This is a genomic window from Gordonia sp. (in: high G+C Gram-positive bacteria), assembly GCF_020438995.1.
Taxonomy (GTDB): domain Bacteria; phylum Actinomycetota; class Actinomycetes; order Mycobacteriales; family Mycobacteriaceae; genus Gordonia.
The window spans coordinates 1-15,695 of record NZ_JAGQTN010000044.1; the positions used below are offsets into that span (position 1 = coordinate 1).

Here is a 15,695-nt window from a genome sequence, read left to right on the forward strand (position 1 = left end):
AGTTCGCCGACTACATGCGGCCCGCCGTGCGTCTGGCGGCCCTGATGGAGATCGCTCCGATCTACGTGTGGACACATGACTCGATCGGTCTCGGCGAGGACGGTCCCACGCATCAGCCGGTCGAGCACCTGGCGGCGCTGCGGGCGATCCCGCATCTGGACGTCGTGCGTCCTGCCGACGCCAATGAGACCGCGTACGCGTGGGCGCACATCCTGACTCGCCACAACAATCCGGCCGGCCTTGCCCTGACCAGGCAGAACGTCGCCGTCCTGGAAGGCACGTCCGCCGAGGGCGTCGCCGCCGGCGGATACGTCCTGAGCGAAGCCGACGGTGACGCTGCCGTGGTGCTGATCGCCACCGGCTCCGAGGTCGAGATCGCTGTGGCCGCGCAGCAGACCCTCGCCGGCAAGGGCATCGCCGCCCGCGTCGTGTCGATGCCCAGCGTCGAATGGTTCGACGAGCAGACCCAGGAGTACCGGGATTCGGTGCTCCCCCCGGCCACCCCGCGCGTGGTGGTCGAAGCCGGTATCGCGATGCCGTGGTTCCGGTTCGTGCCGTTCGCCGACCAGATCGTCTCGCTCGAGCACTACGGCGCGTCGGCCGGGTCCACGGTGCTCTACGAGAAGTTCGGCATCACCGCCGAGGCCGTCGTGTCAGCCGCCGAACGCGCAATCGCCAAGTAATCACTCGAAACCAGGGAGAACCGTCGTGACCCAGAACGAGAAGCTCGCCGAACTGTCCGCCGCCGGGGTATCGGTGTGGCTCGATGACCTGTCCCGTGACCTGATCTCCTCGGGTGACCTCGCCGCCCTCGTCGACACCAAGTCGGTGACCGGGGTGACCACCAACCCGTCGATCTTCCAGGCCGCCCTGTCCGCGGGCACCAGCTACGACACCCAGGTCGGCGAGCTAGCCGCGCGCGGCGCGGATGTGGACGCCACCATCCGCACCGTCACCACCGACGACGTCCGCAACGCCTGCGATGTCCTGGCCGGCGTGTACGAGGCCACCGACGGTGTCGACGGCCGGGTGTCCATCGAGGTCGATCCGCGGCTGGCGCACGACACCGACGCCACCGTCGCGCAGGCGATCGAACTGTGGAAGATCGTCGACCGGCCCAATCTGCTGATCAAGATCCCGGCGACCGTGGCCGGTCTGCCCGCGATCGCCAAGGTGATCGCCGAGGGCATCAGTGTGAACGTGACGCTGATCTTCTCCGTCGAGCGCTACCGCGGTGTCATGGACGCCTACCTCGACGGTCTGGAGGCCGCCGCCACCGCCGGTCACGATCTGTCGAAGATCCACTCGGTGGCCTCGTTCTTCGTCTCCCGCGTCGACACCGAGGTGGACAAGCGCCTGGCCGCCGTCGGTTCGGCCGAGGCCGGCGAGTTGCAGGGCAAGGCCGCCCTCGCCAACGCCCGGCTCGCCTACGCCGCGTATGAGGAGGTGTTCAGCGGCGACCGGTTCGACGCGCTGGTCGCCCGGGGCGGCCGGTCGCAGCGTCCGCTGTGGGCGTCGACCGGTGTCAAGAACCCCGACTACCCCGACACCCTGTACGTCAGCGAACTGGTCGCCCCCAACACCGTCAACACGATGCCGGGCAAGACGATGGACGCCTTCGCCGATCACGGCTGGGTCAACACGTCCTCGATCACCGGGCTCGGCGACGCCTCGCAGGAAATCTTCGACAAGATCGCCGCCCTGGGTATCGATTTCACCGACGTCTTCGAGGTGCTGGAGAGCGAGGGAGTTAGTAAGTTCGAAGACGCATGGAACGAGCTGCTCGATGCAACCGCCGAGCAGCTCGCCGCAGCGAAAGGCTGAACCTTGGTCACCTCCCGGAACGCGCAGCACAGTGCCACCACCGGCTGGACCAATCCGCTGCGCGATCCCCGGGACAAACGCCTTGCGCGGATCGCCGGTCCCTGCAGTCTGGTCATTTTCGGGGTCACCGGTGATCTTGCGCGTAAGAAGCTGATGCCCGCGGTGTACGACCTGGCCAACCGGGGGCTGTTGCCACCGTCGTTCGCGCTGGTCGGGTTCGCCCGGCGCGACTGGGATCACGACGCCTTCGCCAAGGTCGTGCACGACGCGGTCCGCGACCATGCCCGCACCGGTTTCCGGGAGGAGGTGTGGGAGCGCCTGAGCGAGGGGTTCCGGTTCGTACAGGGCTCATTCGACGACGACGCCGCGTTCGACCTCCTCAAGGACACCTTGCAGCGCCTGGATACCGAACGCGGCACCGACGGCAATCACGCGTTCTACCTGTCGATTCCGCCGAAGGCGTTTCCGACGGTGCTTGAGCAGATCAACCGGGTGGGTCTGGCACAGGACGGTGACGACTTCTGGCGTCGGGTGGTGATCGAGAAGCCGTTCGGCCATGACCTGCAATCGGCGAAGCAGCTCAACGCCATCGTCAATCGGGTGTTCCCCGAATCGTCGGTGTTCCGGATCGACCACTACCTCGGCAAAGAGACAGTGCAGAACATTCTGGCGCTGCGGTTCGCCAACCAGCTGTTCGATCCGTTGTGGAGCTCGCACTACATCGATCACGTGCAGATCACCATGGCCGAGGACATCGGTCTCGGCGGGCGCGCCGGATATTACGACGGTATCGGCGCGGCCCGCGATGTCATCCAGAATCATCTGCTCCAACTGATGGCGCTCGTGGCGATGGAGGAGCCGATCTCGTTCGAGCCCAAGCAATTACAGGCCGAGAAGATCAAAGTTCTGGCCGCCACCCGCAATATCGAGCCCCTGGCGGAGAATACGGCCCGCGGCCAGTACGGACCGGGCTGGCAGGGCAGCGAAAAGGTTCCCGGTCTCATCGATGAGGACGGCTTCGCCGCCGACTCGATCACCGAAACGTACGCGGCGATCGCCCTGGAGGTCGATTCCCGACGCTGGGCGGGTGTGCCGTTCTATCTTCGGACCGGAAAACGCTTGGGCCGCAGGGTCACCGAGATCGCACTGGTGTTCAAGCGAGCACCGCATCTGCCGTTCGACAAGACGATGACCGAGGAACTGAGCCAGAACGCTCTGGTGATCCGGGTGCAGCCGGACGAGGGCATCACCCTGCGGTTCGGCTCCAAGGTACCCGCATCGAGCATGGAGGTGCGCGATGTCAACATGGATTTCAGTTACGGCACCGCGTTCACCGAGGCGTCGCCGGAGGCGTACGAGCGCCTGATCCTCGACGTGCTGCTCGGCGAACCATCGCTCTTCCCGGTGAACGAGGAAGTCGAATTGTCGTGGCAGATCCTCGATCCCGTGCTCGAACACTGGGCCGCCGAGGGCAAACCCGACACATACGAGTCGGGTACCTGGGGGCCGGTGTCGGCCGAGCAGATGATGAGCCACACCGGCCGCAACTGGCGCCGGCCGTAAGGAGACAGCGATGATCGTCGATCTTCCGGACACGTCCACCGGCGTCGTCGCCAAGCGGATCGTTGAGGTACGTGAGTCCGGTGGCGCCATCAGCCTGGGCCGCGTGCTCACCCTGGTGGTGGTCGCCGAACACGACGAACCCACCGAGGGCGCGATCTCGGCGGCGATCGACGCCAGCCGCGAGCACCCGAGCCGCGTGATCGTGGTGTCGCGGGGCGACGAGAACGACGACACCCGGCTGGACGCACAGATCCGAGTCGGTGGTGACGCGGGTGCCTCCGAGGTGGTAGTTCTGGCGTTGCACGGCGAGCTGGCCGCCCACCCACAATCGGTGGTGATTCCGTTCCTGCTGCCGGATACGCCTGTGGTCACCTGGTGGCCGGGCACCGCACCGTCGCATCCCGCCGCCGACCCGATGGGCATGCTCGGTACCCGCCGCCTCCTCGACGCGAGCAAGGATCCCCATCCCGACACGGTGCTCGCCCGGCGCCTGGCCAACTACTGCGCCGGTGATTCCGACATCACCTGGACTCAGATCACACCGTGGCGGGGCATCCTGGCCTCCGCCGTCGACCGGCCACCACACGAGGCGATCACCGCCGTCGACGTGTCCGGTCCGTCGAAGTCTCCGGCGATCGATCTGCTGGCAGGCTGGTTACGGGCGGCGCTGGGTGTGCCGACCCGCCGGAGTATCGGCAGTTTCGAGGTGCGGCTGCATCGTGCGGGCGGTCCGACGGTACTGGCCATCGACGAGAACAGCAATGCGGTGCTGACGGCGCCGGGCAAGCCGGACGGGCGGATCGCATTGATCCGCCGCAACCTGCCGATGTGTCTGGCCGAGGAACTGCGTAGGCTCGACGCCGACGACATCTACGCGCTGGCACTCGCCGGTGCCGCCGAGGTGGAGACTGTGGAAAGGGCTACAGTGGGAAGGATTTCGGAGTGATCGCATCGGAGAATCCGCACCTGCAACCGGTGACCGAGACCCTCGTCTTCGACGACAAGGCTGAACTCGTCTCCACCGCGGCGGCCCGGTTCGTGAAGGTGGTGACCGCCGCACAGCGTGAACGCGGCGTGGCGCACGTGGTGCTGACAGGTGGCAGCAACGGCATCGCAATTCTGGCCGCGCTCGCCGCCGACAGCGGTGATATCGACTGGGCGAACGTCGAACTGTACTGGGGTGATGACCGTTTCGTTCCCTCCGACGACCCGGAACGCAACGTCGGCCAGGCGCGCAACGCACTGCTGGCCCATGTCCCCGTCGACCCCGCCAAGGTCCATGAGATGGCTCCATCGGACGGTCCATTCGGCGACGACATTGAGGCCGCCGCCGAAGACTATGCCCGGACGTTGGCGACGCTGTCCGCCGACGGCGTCGCACCCGAATTCGATCTGCACCTGCTCGGCATGGGTGGCGAGGGCCACATCAATTCCCTGTTCCCCAACACCGAGGCCACCGCAGAATCGTCGGAAACTGTTGTGGCCGTTACAGACTCCCCCAAGCCACCGCCGCTCCGCATCACTCTGACATTGCCGGTGGTCAACCGCAGCCGCGCCGTGTGGTTCCTGGTCGCAGGTGCCGACAAGGCCGAGGCTGTCGCGGCAGCCCACGCGGGCGCCGACCCCACCGACTGGCCGTGCGCCGGCGCCCACGGCACCGCCGAAACCGTCTGGTTCCTCGACGACGCCGCGGCCTCCCATCTCCCGGCTGGGTGAATTCCCCCGAATCTCCCCGATCGGTCGGGACGCAGTTGTTAGCGCCCGCTTGTGACCCGAACTTCATTGCGAGCCATCCTCGCGTCGGCCGCGGTCTGCGCCGTGGCGGTATTGGGCGTGTCCGGCACGGCATCGGCAGCGCCGACGCGGTACGACAGAATCATCACGGCCGGATCCCGACAGCCCGGACATCTCTTGCCGCTGAAGCTACTGACCGGTAACATTCCTCCGGTGACGGAGAATCGTATTTTCACTCGGGGCGTTACTGGATTGTGCTATAGGCGGAGCGGCCGTGCGGCGCTGCTCGCGGCGTCGACGGCGATGGTTGCGGGGCTGGTGACGGCGGCGCCCGCCGGTGCGGCACCGGACAGCTTCTTCACCTACTCCGGTTCAGACCTGGCCTCGCTCAAGCCGGGACAGGTGGTCAAGTCGCGGGAGTTGACCATGCACGTGCAAGGCAACGCGATGCCGATCTCGGCGGTGCAGCTCACCTATCGCACGGTCGACGCGCAGAACCGGCCCGTCGTCAATGTCACCTCTGTTCTCAAACCGCCCGGCGGCGTCGACCCGAGCCGGGCGATCGCCTACCAGTCGTTCTACGATTCGCTCAATCCCGAGGACAGCCCGTCGCGGGCCATCGCGGGAACGGTCACCGAAGGCGGACAGGTCAATTCGGCCGAGGCCGGACTCATCGCTCCGATGCTGACCGCCGGCTACACGGTGATCGTCGCCGACATTGAAGGACAGAAGGCGAACTTCGCGGCGGGCCCCGAGTACGGCACCAACACTCTCGACTCGATCCGTGCGGCCACCCGCTCACCCCTGACCGGCCTCAAGCCGTCCACGAAGATCGGCCTGTTCGGGTACTCGGGCGGGGCGATCGGCACCAACTGGGCTGCGGCGCTCGCCCCGGACTACGCACCGGATGTCAATCGCCGGCTGGTCGGTGCGGCGTCGGGTGGACTGCTGGTCAACCCGATCCGCAATCTCACCTACATCAGCGGCAGCAAGACGTGGTCAGGCGTGGCCGCGATGGCGATCATCGGAATCGCCCGATCCTACGATGTCAACTTCTCGAAATACCTAAGTGAGTACGGGAAGAAGATCGTTGCCGAGATGCAGACCGCGCCGATCAACAACGTGATGGGTCACTACCCCGGCATGACGTGGAAGCAGCTGATGAAGCCGCAGTACGCCGACCCGATGACTGTCACGCCGTTCGTCGAGACCGTCGGCAAGATCAACCTCGGGAAGGCAGCCACCCCCACCGTCCCGCTGTTCATAGGCCAGGCGGCCGCCGGAGAGCTCGAGGGCACGGTGGGCAACAAGCCACGGATTGGCAAAGGCGATGGCGTGATGATCGCCGGTGACGTGCGGGCACTGGCCCGCCAGTACTGTGCGCGAGGCAACCGCGCCATCAGCTACCAGCAGTACGACCAGCTCAGCCACACACCAGGCGCGGCCGCATTCCTGCCCGGGGCCTTCTCCTGGCTCAACGATCGGTTCATCGGCAAGCCCGCACCCAACGGTTGTGGTGCGATCGCCCCCGGCAACACACTCGACACCACGCCCTGAGACAGCCACCGCTTCCGACAACCACAAAGCGCGCCGTCCGGATCCCGCCGGACGGCGCGCTTTGTCTGCGGCCTATTGCTGTGTCATGCCTTGGGCATCAACATCACCGGAACCGGGCTGTTGCGCAGGATGCGGTTGGCCGCCGCACCCGGAAACACCTGGGAGACGATGCCCGCAGCTCCTGACCCCAGCGCCAGGATCTCCCCCGGTCGCCACGGCACGCTGTCCATGGCCGTCGACCAGTCCGGGCCGGTGCCCACGACAACCTCCACATCTGGCACGTCGATCCTGGTACGTACCTCCGCGAGTTCGGAGGTCACCGCTTTCCCGGTCTGTTCGACCCAGCGGTCGACCATCTCCTGCTCCGACTTGGGTGTCGCCGAAGCACCGAACGCCGCCATCGGCCGAACGGTGAACGACACCACCCGCAGTGGCAGCGACCACTTACGGGTCAGTACCGCAGCGGCCGGAATCAGTCCGCTTTCGTCGGCGGCCCCGCCGTATCCCGCGGTGACACGCGTGATACGGCCCGGATCCAGCTTGTAGCCGCGGGGGGCGATGGCGACCGGTAGCCGTGCGGTGTGGACGATCCGGTCGGTGACGCTGCCCAGCGCCAATCTGCCCATCAGGCCCGATGACGACGACCCGACCACCACTGCGTCAGCGTCGTGATCGGCGGCCACCTGCAGGAGACCGGTTGCCGTCGACGGACCCGGAGTCACGACCGCCGGCACCTGCGCTCCTCCCGGCATTCCGTCGAGGACCTTCCGCAACGCTGTCTCGGTACGTTCGGTGAGGTGTCCGATGAACTCCTTCTGGAACGGATCTCCGGCGCGGGCACCCGAGTCCTCCACCACTGCCACGGCCACGATGGAGTGTCCGGACGCCGCCGCCATCTGCACGGCCAGGTTCAGTGGCGCCTGCGATTGCCGGCTGGCCGAGAAGCCTACGACGATGGTCATACCAGCCCCGAAGCGACCGGCCGGGCGACGACATTGGTCACCGGGATCTGGAACTGCTCACGCGCCCGGTCGATCACGTCGAACCTCATCCATACCGATTCCTCCGCCGGCTTGGTGGAGATCACGATCTGATCGGGATTGAAGGACTCCACGCCCGCGGCAAGTGCTCGCAGCGGCCGATTCTCACCCAGTTCGCCGTCGGCGGTGAATCCGGCTTCCCGCAACGTGGTCAGCGTGACGTCGAGCCGCTCCTGCGCCGCCTTCAGGGTCGCCGGCCACACGTCGCGCGGCCCGTGAGTCGCGGCCGTCCCCGTCTCGACGGGGCTGGCCGGTACGACGACGTGGAAGACACACTTGTGGTCGGCGCCCATCCGGCTGAGCTCGTCGATCAGCACGTCGGAGTCGACGGTCTCGTTGGCGAGCACCAGCACTCGTTCCGGCGGTGCCTCTGCCTCGATAACCGGCGCGATGGGCCTGCTTGCGACGTAGAAGCGGTTGATGAAGAAGAGAATCACGACGACCACAAAGGACAGCAGACTCAGCAACAACTGCGAGCGACTGCCGGAATCGAATCCCATTTGCACGAGGATCGCGACGATCGCAAGCGCGGTCAGGATCGAGAGCACCGGGAAGCCCCACATCTTGACCTTGAGCTGTTCGGACCCGTTACGGCGCCGCAGCACGATTTGAGAGATCGCGATCAGCAGGTAGACGAACAGGATGATCGCACCGGACGATTTCAGCAGGAAGTCGAAGATCGACTTCTCGGCGACCGCGGCCGCGATGACGCACAGGAATCCGATCACCGAAGAGCTGAGGATTGCTGCGGCGGGAACGCCTCGTTTGGTCACCTCGACAAGCGAAGCGGGTGCTTCACGTCGGGCCGCGAGCACGAACAACATGCGAGATGCGGTGTACATGTCCGAATTCAGGCAGCTGAGCACCGCCGTGAGAACCACCGCGTTCATGATGTGTTCGGCGCCGGGTATCCCCATCTCCTCGAATGCCGCGACGAACGGAGACGCGCTGCCACCGTGCCCTTCACCGCCCATCTCCTTCCACGGAAGGATGGTGACCAGGAGGAAGGCCGAACCGACGAAGAACACCGCGATACGGACGATCACCGAGTTGGCGGCCTTCGCGACCGCATGCTCGGGGTCCTGCGATTCGGCGGCCGCGATGGTGGCGACCTCGGCGCCGACCATCGAGAAGATCACCGTCACCACGCCGACCGTCACCGCGCTGACGCCGTTGGGGAAGAATCCGCCGTGTGCGGTCAGATTGGAGAAATCGAGATCTTTGTCCGGCCACAGACCGACCACGTAGATCGAGCCGATCAGCAGGAAAGCAACGATCGCGGCGACCTTGATTCCCGCGAACCAGAATTCGAACTCACCGAACGAGGACACGGAGAACAGGTTTGTCGCCGTCATGGCCGTCAGCAACAGAAGTGCCAGGATCCACATCGGTATACCGTCGTACCAGAATTCGATGATCTTGGCGCCGGCAATTGCCTCGAAGCCGACCACAATCACCCAGAAATACCAATACAGCCAGCCGACCGAGAATCCTGCCCACTCGCCGAGAGACTGCCGTGCATAGTCTGCGAAAGAGCCGGTCGCCGGGTTGGCGACCGCCATCTCCGCCAGCATCCGCATGACCATGATGATCAGCAGACCTGCAAGGCCGTAGGTAATAAACGTACCTGGACCGGTCTTTTGGATGACAACGCCCGAACCCACGAAGAGGCCGGCACCGATGACACCACCGATCGCGATCATCGATAATTGACGTTGGCTCAGCGCCTTCGCCAATTCTGGAGATGCACCACTCATAGGACTCACCTCTGCTCTGCGGGCCGACCACTCCGGTCGGTTGGTGCCTCAGAAGTACCACAGTGTGATCCGCCTCGCAGGACAATACAAGAACAACATGAAGACGGGTTCATACAGCTCAATGGTGCGCAATCGGCGATACAGGAATCAGGTCAACAAATCGCATATCACGCTAGGAACCGCCGGATATAGTCAATCGCCATAACGTCCATATCTTGCTGACAGTATGGACAAACTGTCCGTTGAGATGCGAGGTGTCATCGTGGCGGGCAAGACGTCAGGGGTCAGGCGACACCCTTGAACGGGTCGTGTTCGGCGATCAGCTTTTCCACCCGGGCCTCGTCCAGACGGGAACGGATCGTCGTCTGCTCCTGCCTGTCACGTACCACCTTCGCAAGAGTGAACGTGCTTGACACCAGGAACAGCAGGGTTACGCCGAAGAAACCGCGCTGCCAGGAGTCGAGCGGAAGGTTCCAGACGCCGATGACCGACGCCGTCAAACTGACGGCGAACGCGATGACCGCCTGGATCTGGAACGCCGAGGTGGTCGCGGACTGGGGGATGTCGTTTCCGTGGGTCATACGTAGAACGCTAGGACGTTCGGGCAGGTCACAGCATGCGTAGCCCTACTCAATTCCCGGCGGGGCTGTCGACGCGACGGCGCACAGCGGTGCTGGACATCCTCAAGAAGGAGGGTGTGTGACGTGCGATCCGGGCGCACCGAGGGAATCGTCCTGGACGCGCTGTCAAGTCACGGGTTTGATCGGGACCGTCGTTACGAGATCTGGCTCCACGGGTTGAGACAGGCAACCCCGAGTGGTTCGAAGTGCCGGGTGTTGCGGGTTACGACGGTCATCTCGGAGGCTTGAACGACAGCAGCGATCAGTGCATCGTCGAGCGGAGCGTGCTCTGGGACTCGGTAGGTAGCCAGGATCCGAGCAGCGGGTAGGTCGAATGGCAGCACTCGGTCTGCGAACGCTGGCAGAACGTGGTCTTCGAACCACCGGCGCAGGATCTCGCCTTGGAGCGGGTCGGATCGCTCCTTGGCAACCACGCCGCGTTCGATCTCGGCCATCGTGGGTGCCGTCACGAACATGTCGGATACAGGCACTGCTGCGGCCCAGGCCTCTACCTGCGGATTACGTCCTCGGACTCGGAGCGCGGAGACCACATTGGTGTCCAATACGTACTGCATCAGCCGGTCACAGATCAGGGGTGCGAGCGGTCAGGCCGAGGCGCTCGGGCTCGAACTCAATGTCCGACCCTTCGTCGGTGCCGAGAAGGTCGACGAGGGTGACTGGCTCGCGTTCGAGAGCGTCGGAAAGGATCTCCCGTGCTTCGGCCTCAACGGACCGACGGTGCTGTTCGGCGCGCACCTTGAGCGCAGCCTTCGTTCCCGCCGGAAGGTTCCGAATCAGGATCTGCTCCATTGTGATCACCTCCGATATCACTGTCACGATATCACTTGGAGTGAACCCGTTCGCTAGTCACAGGCCGAGGTCGCGGTTGGTGGTGGTCGCCATCGCTCGGCTGGGCGGATGTAGTGGTTGAGGAGGGTCCGAGGTCCCGGTGTCATATTTGCGCGGCAATGCGGTCGATCTAGGCGCCGTTGACCGCAGCCGTGGTGGCGTGGTTGGTTCGGAGTGAGTGGCCGGAGACAGATATTCGTCGAAACCGGCGGCGTTTGCTCGTTCCTGGACGATCCTACTGATCGCACGGGAGCCGATCCGATCGCTCGTGGGATGGTTCCTCCAGAGGACACGGGTGAAACGCGCACCTGGTTCCGACATGCGGGCGTAGGTCTCGCGAGTGGACGCAGCGAGCTCTGCATCAACGGCAGCATTTACGCGTTCGACTTTGTGGAAGAGTGGTCAGATCCCTTTAACCTTTCAGGCCCGGGAAACCGTAATTTCCCGGGCCTGATTCGTAGCGGGGACAGGATTTGAACCTGCGACCTCTGGGTTATGAGCCCAGCGAGCTACCGAGCTGCTCCACCCCGCGTTGACTTGAAGAAGGTTACGGGGGTGGGGCGACAGAACGCAAATCGGCTGCTGGATGCCGGTCCAGCGGGCCCAGGCCCGGTCTATCCCCTATCCACTGTTACGGAGCGCGGTGGCCAGGCCGTTCATCGTGAGCTGGATGCCGCGGCGGATGCGGGGCGAGTCCTCGCCGGCGCGGAACTGGCGGAGCAGTTCGATCTGTAGCAGGTTGAGCGGCTCCAGGTACGGGAAGCGGTTGTAGACCGAGCGTTTGAGGGCCGGGTTGTCGGCGAGCAGGTCGTTGGTGCCAGTGATCGTGAAGTACATCTTGATGGTTCGTTCGTGTTCGTCGACGATCATGCCGAACACCTTGTCGCGCAGCTCCTCATCGGGTACCAGCTGGGCATAGCGGTTGGCCAGGCCCATGTCGGACTTGGCCATCACCTGCGCCATGTTCGACATCACCGAGGTGAAGAACGGCCATTCCTCGTAGTAGCGGCGCAGCGTGGCGAGCTTGCTCTCGTCGCCGTCGATCCACTGCTCGAACGCCGATCCGGTGCCGTACCAGCCGGGCAGCATCACACGGGACTGTGACCAGCTCAGCACCCACGGTATGGCCCGTAGGTCCGAGATCGCCTTGGTCTGCTTACGCGATGCCGGCCTCGACCCGATATTGAGGGCACCGATCTCCGACAGCGGCGTCGACGAGGTGAAGTACTCCACGAAACCCGGTGTCTCGTGCACCAGCTTGGAGTATGCGGCCCGCGCCAGTGCGGCGATCTCGTCCATGTCGCGGTACGCCGACTCCGAATCGTCGCCCAGCCCTTCCACGTCCAGCAGCGACGACTCGATGGTCGCGGCCAGCAGTGTCTCCAGGTTGCGCGCGGCCTTGACCGGTTCGGAGTACTTCGCGGCGATCACCTCACCCTGCTCGGTGATCCGCAAGGAACCCTGCACCGCACCCGGCGGCTGGGCGAGAATCGCGTCGTAGCTCGGTCCGCCGCCACGGCCGACGGTGCCGCCGCGACCGTGGAACAGCCGAAGACGGATGCCCGCCTTCTTCGCCGCCTCGACGAGGTCGAGTTCGCCCCGATACAGCGCCCAATTCGCGGCCATGTATCCGCCGTCCTTGTTGGAATCGGAGTAGCCGAGCATGATCTCCTGAATGCCCCGCTGCGACTCCACCAACTTTCGATAGAACGGAACATCCAGCGCCGCAAGGATTGTCGCCGCACCCTGCTGAAGATCCTCGATAGTCTCGAACAGCGGCACCACCCGGACCGTCGAGCGCGGCGATCCGTCGTTGGGGTCGAACAATCCCGCCTCCTTGAGCAGGATCATCGCCTCCAGCATGTCGGAGACCGACTGGCACATGCTGATGATGTAGTTGGGGACGGCTTCGGGACCGTACAGCGCAACGGCTTTGGCTGCGGCACGAACGATGCCCAACTCCTTGGTGGCCAGCTCGCTCAGCTCGGCGTCGGGACCGATCAGCGGCCGGCGCGAGGTCAGTTCGGTCGACAGCAGCGCCACCCGCTCGTCCTCGTCGAGTGAGGTGTAGTCAGGATGCACACCGGCCCAGGCGATCAGCTCGGCCACCACCTCCTCGTGCATGTCCGAGTTCTGGCGCATGTCCAGGCCGTACAAGTTGAATCCGAACGTACGCACGCCTTCCCGCAGCGTGCGCAGCCGGTCGTCGGCGATGATCTCGTCACTATTGGCGCGCAATGCCGCGTCGATGACATCGAGATCGGCGAGCAGTTCGCCGGCTGTCTCATACGGTGCCGAGCCGTCCACCAGGTACAGGTCCGACGTGCGCATCACGTCCTCGCCGAACATCGCGGTGGCTTTGGCCGCCAATCGGGAACGGATGTGCCGCAATGCAATCCGACACGGCTCGTCCGCCGATGGGTCTTCTGGCGACGTTCCGGTCAGCGCGTACAGCGCATCGAAGGGCACCGTGAGCCTGGTCGACAGGCTCATCTCCATCCCCAGCACCTCCAACTGCTCGAGATAGTGGCCGATGGCGGTGCGCGCGGCCATCGTCGTGGAGAAGCCGACCACCTCCTCGGTCACATAGGGGTTGCCGTCACGATCGCCGCCGATCCACGAGCCCATCCGGATCATCGGCTGATCCTCGATACCCGCGTCCGGATAGGCGCCACGCAACGCCTGCCGCACCTGCGTATTGATCTTGGGCACCACTTCGAAGAACGCGGCATCGTAGTACCGCAGTCCGGTACGGATCTCGTCCTCGATGCGTGGTCGCTCCAGCCGGATCAGCGCGGTCTGCCACAGGGTGAGGATCTGCCTGCGGATCCCCTCGATGATCTCCTCGTCCTCCTCCGGCGTCGGATCCTGCCGCAGGTGTGCCCGCAGCAGGTCTGTGATGCGGTGCTGCGCCTCGAACACCGAGCGGCGGCGGGTTTCGGTCGGGTGCGCGGTGATCACCGGCACCACCGTCGCGTCGGCGAGCGCGGCACCGACTGCGGCGTCGCTCAGATCGGCGGCGGCGAGTCTGGAGTAGGTGGCGGCCAGGCTGCTCGTTTGCGGCGGATCGCCCGCCCGGACGTGAATCCGGCGCCGGCGTTCGCGGTGAATGTCCTCGGCCAGGTTGGACAGCAGCGCGAAGTGACTGAAGGCCCGGATGATGGGCAGCGCGACCGCGATATCGATGTCGGCATACCGATCAGCAAGATTGTCGCGGTCGAGTTCGCCGCGCCGGATGCGGAAGGCGTCGCGTCGCGAACCCTCGACGAGATCGAAGATGTCGTCGCCGGAGTGGGTGCGAACGGTGTCACCGAGGATGGTGCCGAGCAGGCGGATGTCGTTGCGGAGCGGCTCGGTCAGTGACCGCCCTTCGTCATCGATGTGAATGTGGTCGACGATCGAAATCGATGGCCGCCAGCTTGCTGCACCCCGTGAAGGACTCGAATCGCTCATGGCGACCAGTATTGCGCCAATTGCGGTTCGTGGCAGTGCGACCGGGGAATCGGGCTTTGGTCGCGTGCGAAGTGGTGACGTGAGGCGACGAGTGTCACCGGACCCTTCGAGACCCTCGCTCGTGCCTCGCTTCGGCCTCAGGGATCAAGATGACCGGCCGGTACAGGGAGCGTGTGAACGTCAGGAGAGTTTGATGTCGACGCCGATGCCGATGATGAAGATGACCCAGATGAGGCCGACGAAGATGGTGAGACGGTCGAGGTTGCGTTCGACGACGCTGGACCCGGACAGGCTGGACTGCACGCCACCACCGAACAGCGACGACAGGCCGCCGCCTTTGCCACGGTGCAACAGCACCAGCGCGATCATCAGGATGCTGGTGATGATCAGTCCGATGTCGAGTGCGAGCTTCACGAGTGGCGGTGTCCTGTCGGTCTCGGGTGCGTAAACATGTGGCGGACCGGCCCTGGTGGGAACCGATCCGCCACAGTCTACGCTAACGCCGGGTTACGGCAGCGGGCCCCCGGCGGCGATGGCCGACAGCGTTGCGAACTCGTCCGGCTTGAGCGATGCCCCGCCGACGAGTGCCCCGTCGACGTCTGGCCGGCCGACGATGTCGCCGACGTTCTTGGCGTTGACAGAGCCGCCGTACAGGATCCGCACCGAAGCCGCGGTCTCGGCATCGGCGATCTCGGCCAGTGCGCCACGCACGGCGGCACACACCTCCTGCGCGTCGTCGGCGCTGGCCACCCGGCCGGTACCGATGGCCCATACGGGCTCGTAGGCGATCACGGTCTTGCCGATCTCCTCGGCCGACAGCCCGGCGAGTGACCCCTTGAGCTGCGCGACGTTGTAGTCGACGTGATTGCCGGCCTCGCGGACCTCCAGGCCCTCACCGATACAGACGATCGGCGTGATGCCGTGCCGCAGTGCGGCTTTGGCCTTGGCCAGCACCGCCTCGTCGGTCTCGGCATGCAGGGTGCGGCGCTCGGAATGCCCGACCACCACGAAGGTGCAACCCAGCTTGGCCAGGAACGCCCCGCTGATCTCACCGGTGTAGGCGCCCGAATCGTGTTCGGACAGGTCCTGCGCCCCGTAGGTGAGCAGCAGCTTGTCGCCGTCGACGACGGTCTGCACGCTGCGGATGTCGGTGAACGGCGGGATCACCGTCACGTCGACCTTGTCGAAGTACTTGGCCGGCAGCGCGAACGCCAGCTTCTGCACCAGCGCGATGGCCTCGAGGTGGTTGAGGTTCATCTTCCAGTTGCCCGCGATCAGCGGCTTGCGTGTGGTCACGT

14 protein-coding genes and 1 tRNA gene are annotated in these 15,695 nt (G+C 65.0%); 6 read left to right on the forward strand and 9 right to left on the reverse strand.

The features are described from left to right. The 6 genes from KDB67_RS03710 to KDB67_RS03735 all read left to right on the forward strand — a co-directional run. A partial coding sequence (locus tag KDB67_RS03710; RefSeq protein WP_291012549.1) for a transketolase C-terminal domain-containing protein occupies positions 1–683 on the forward strand: 683 nt, incomplete at its 5' end. Between the two features lie 25 nt (positions 684–708). Next, the gene (gene tal, locus KDB67_RS03715) at positions 709–1,824 is read left to right on the forward strand and encodes a transaldolase (RefSeq protein ID WP_291012551.1); all 1,116 of its coding nucleotides are present in this window, start codon (positions 709–711) and stop codon (positions 1,822–1,824) included. Positions 1,825–1,827: 3 nt separating this feature from the next. Beyond that, entirely contained in the window at positions 1,828–3,387 is a 1,560-nt protein-coding gene (gene zwf, locus KDB67_RS03720) for a glucose-6-phosphate dehydrogenase (protein ID WP_291012553.1), read from the forward strand. Positions 3,388–3,397: 10 nt separating this feature from the next. Next, the gene (locus tag KDB67_RS03725) at positions 3,398–4,333 is read left to right on the forward strand and encodes a glucose-6-phosphate dehydrogenase assembly protein OpcA (RefSeq protein WP_291012555.1); all 936 of its coding nucleotides are present in this window, start codon (positions 3,398–3,400) and stop codon (positions 4,331–4,333) included. Further along, on the forward strand, positions 4,330–5,103 hold the full coding sequence (gene pgl, locus KDB67_RS03730; protein ID WP_291012557.1) for a 6-phosphogluconolactonase: 774 nt from the start codon (positions 4,330–4,332) through the stop codon (positions 5,101–5,103). The genes KDB67_RS03725 and pgl overlap by 4 nt, the downstream gene beginning before the upstream one ends. Positions 5,104–5,334: 231 nt before the next feature. Continuing rightward, on the forward strand, positions 5,335–6,678 hold the full coding sequence (locus tag KDB67_RS03735; protein WP_291012559.1) for a lipase family protein: 1,344 nt from the start codon (positions 5,335–5,337) through the stop codon (positions 6,676–6,678). A gap of 83 nt (positions 6,679–6,761) precedes the next feature. Here KDB67_RS03735 and KDB67_RS03740 read toward each other — a convergent pair whose 3' ends face one another. The 9 genes from KDB67_RS03740 to tpiA all read right to left on the reverse strand — a co-directional run bounded on the left by KDB67_RS03740 (position 6,762) and on the right by tpiA (position 15,693). Continuing rightward, the gene (locus KDB67_RS03740) at positions 6,762–7,640 is read right to left on the reverse strand and encodes a universal stress protein (RefSeq protein WP_291012561.1); all 879 of its coding nucleotides are present in this window, start codon (positions 7,638–7,640) and stop codon (positions 6,762–6,764) included. Continuing rightward, positions 7,637–9,475 (reverse strand): amino acid permease, encoded by a 1,839-nt coding sequence (locus KDB67_RS03745; protein ID WP_291012563.1) that lies wholly within the window; start codon positions 9,473–9,475, stop codon positions 7,637–7,639. Before KDB67_RS03745 ends, KDB67_RS03740 begins: the two co-directional genes overlap by 4 nt. Before the next feature lie 284 nt (positions 9,476–9,759). After that, complete coding sequence (locus KDB67_RS03750; protein WP_291012566.1) at positions 9,760–10,056, reverse strand: YiaA/YiaB family inner membrane protein; 297 nt, start codon at positions 10,054–10,056, stop codon at positions 9,760–9,762. A gap of 194 nt (positions 10,057–10,250) precedes the next feature. Beyond that, the gene (locus tag KDB67_RS03755; protein WP_291012569.1) at positions 10,251–10,670 is read right to left on the reverse strand and encodes a type II toxin-antitoxin system VapC family toxin; all 420 of its coding nucleotides are present in this window, start codon (positions 10,668–10,670) and stop codon (positions 10,251–10,253) included. A gap of 7 nt (positions 10,671–10,677) precedes the next feature. Beyond that, a complete protein-coding gene (locus KDB67_RS03760) occupies positions 10,678–10,905 on the reverse strand; it encodes an Arc family DNA-binding protein (protein WP_291012571.1) in 228 nt (75 codons plus the stop codon). A 497-nt stretch (positions 10,906–11,402) separates the two neighbouring features. Next, positions 11,403–11,476, reverse strand: a tRNA-Met gene (locus tag KDB67_RS03765). Positions 11,477–11,565: 89 nt separating this feature from the next. Next, positions 11,566–14,397, reverse strand: a complete 2,832-nt coding sequence (gene ppc, locus KDB67_RS03770; protein WP_291012573.1) for a phosphoenolpyruvate carboxylase — start codon at positions 14,395–14,397, stop codon at positions 11,566–11,568. Between the two features lie 180 nt (positions 14,398–14,577). Next, positions 14,578–14,811, reverse strand: coding sequence for a preprotein translocase subunit SecG (secG, locus tag KDB67_RS03775; protein WP_291012575.1), 234 nt, complete (start codon positions 14,809–14,811; stop codon positions 14,578–14,580). Between the two features lie 93 nt (positions 14,812–14,904). Continuing rightward, on the reverse strand, positions 14,905–15,693 hold the full coding sequence (gene tpiA, locus KDB67_RS03780; RefSeq protein ID WP_291012578.1) for a triose-phosphate isomerase: 789 nt from the start codon (positions 15,691–15,693) through the stop codon (positions 14,905–14,907). Positions 15,694–15,695: the final 2 nt, after the last annotated feature.

What these genes read in the sequence shown, in the direction of transcription:
- KDB67_RS03725 (WP_291012555.1), top strand. Translation starts at nt 3,398, where the DNA reads ATGATCGTCGATCTTCCGGACACGTCCACCGGCGTCGTCGCCAAGCGG.
- KDB67_RS03740 (WP_291012561.1), bottom strand. Translation starts at nt 7,640, where the DNA reads ATGACCATCGTCGTAGGCTTCTCGGCCAGCCGGCAATCGCAGGCGCCA.
- KDB67_RS03745 (WP_291012563.1), bottom strand. Translation starts at nt 9,475, where the DNA reads ATGAGTGGTGCATCTCCAGAATTGGCGAAGGCGCTGAGCCAACGTCAA.
- KDB67_RS03750 (WP_291012566.1), bottom strand. Translation starts at nt 10,056, where the DNA reads ATGACCCACGGAAACGACATCCCCCAGTCCGCGACCACCTCGGCGTTC.
- KDB67_RS03755 (WP_291012569.1), bottom strand. Translation starts at nt 10,670, where the DNA reads ATGCAGTACGTATTGGACACCAATGTGGTCTCCGCGCTCCGAGTCCGA.
- KDB67_RS03760 (WP_291012571.1), bottom strand. Translation starts at nt 10,905, where the DNA reads ATGGAGCAGATCCTGATTCGGAACCTTCCGGCGGGAACGAAGGCTGCG.
- ppc (WP_291012573.1), bottom strand. Translation starts at nt 14,397, where the DNA reads ATGAGCGATTCGAGTCCTTCACGGGGTGCAGCAAGCTGGCGGCCATCG.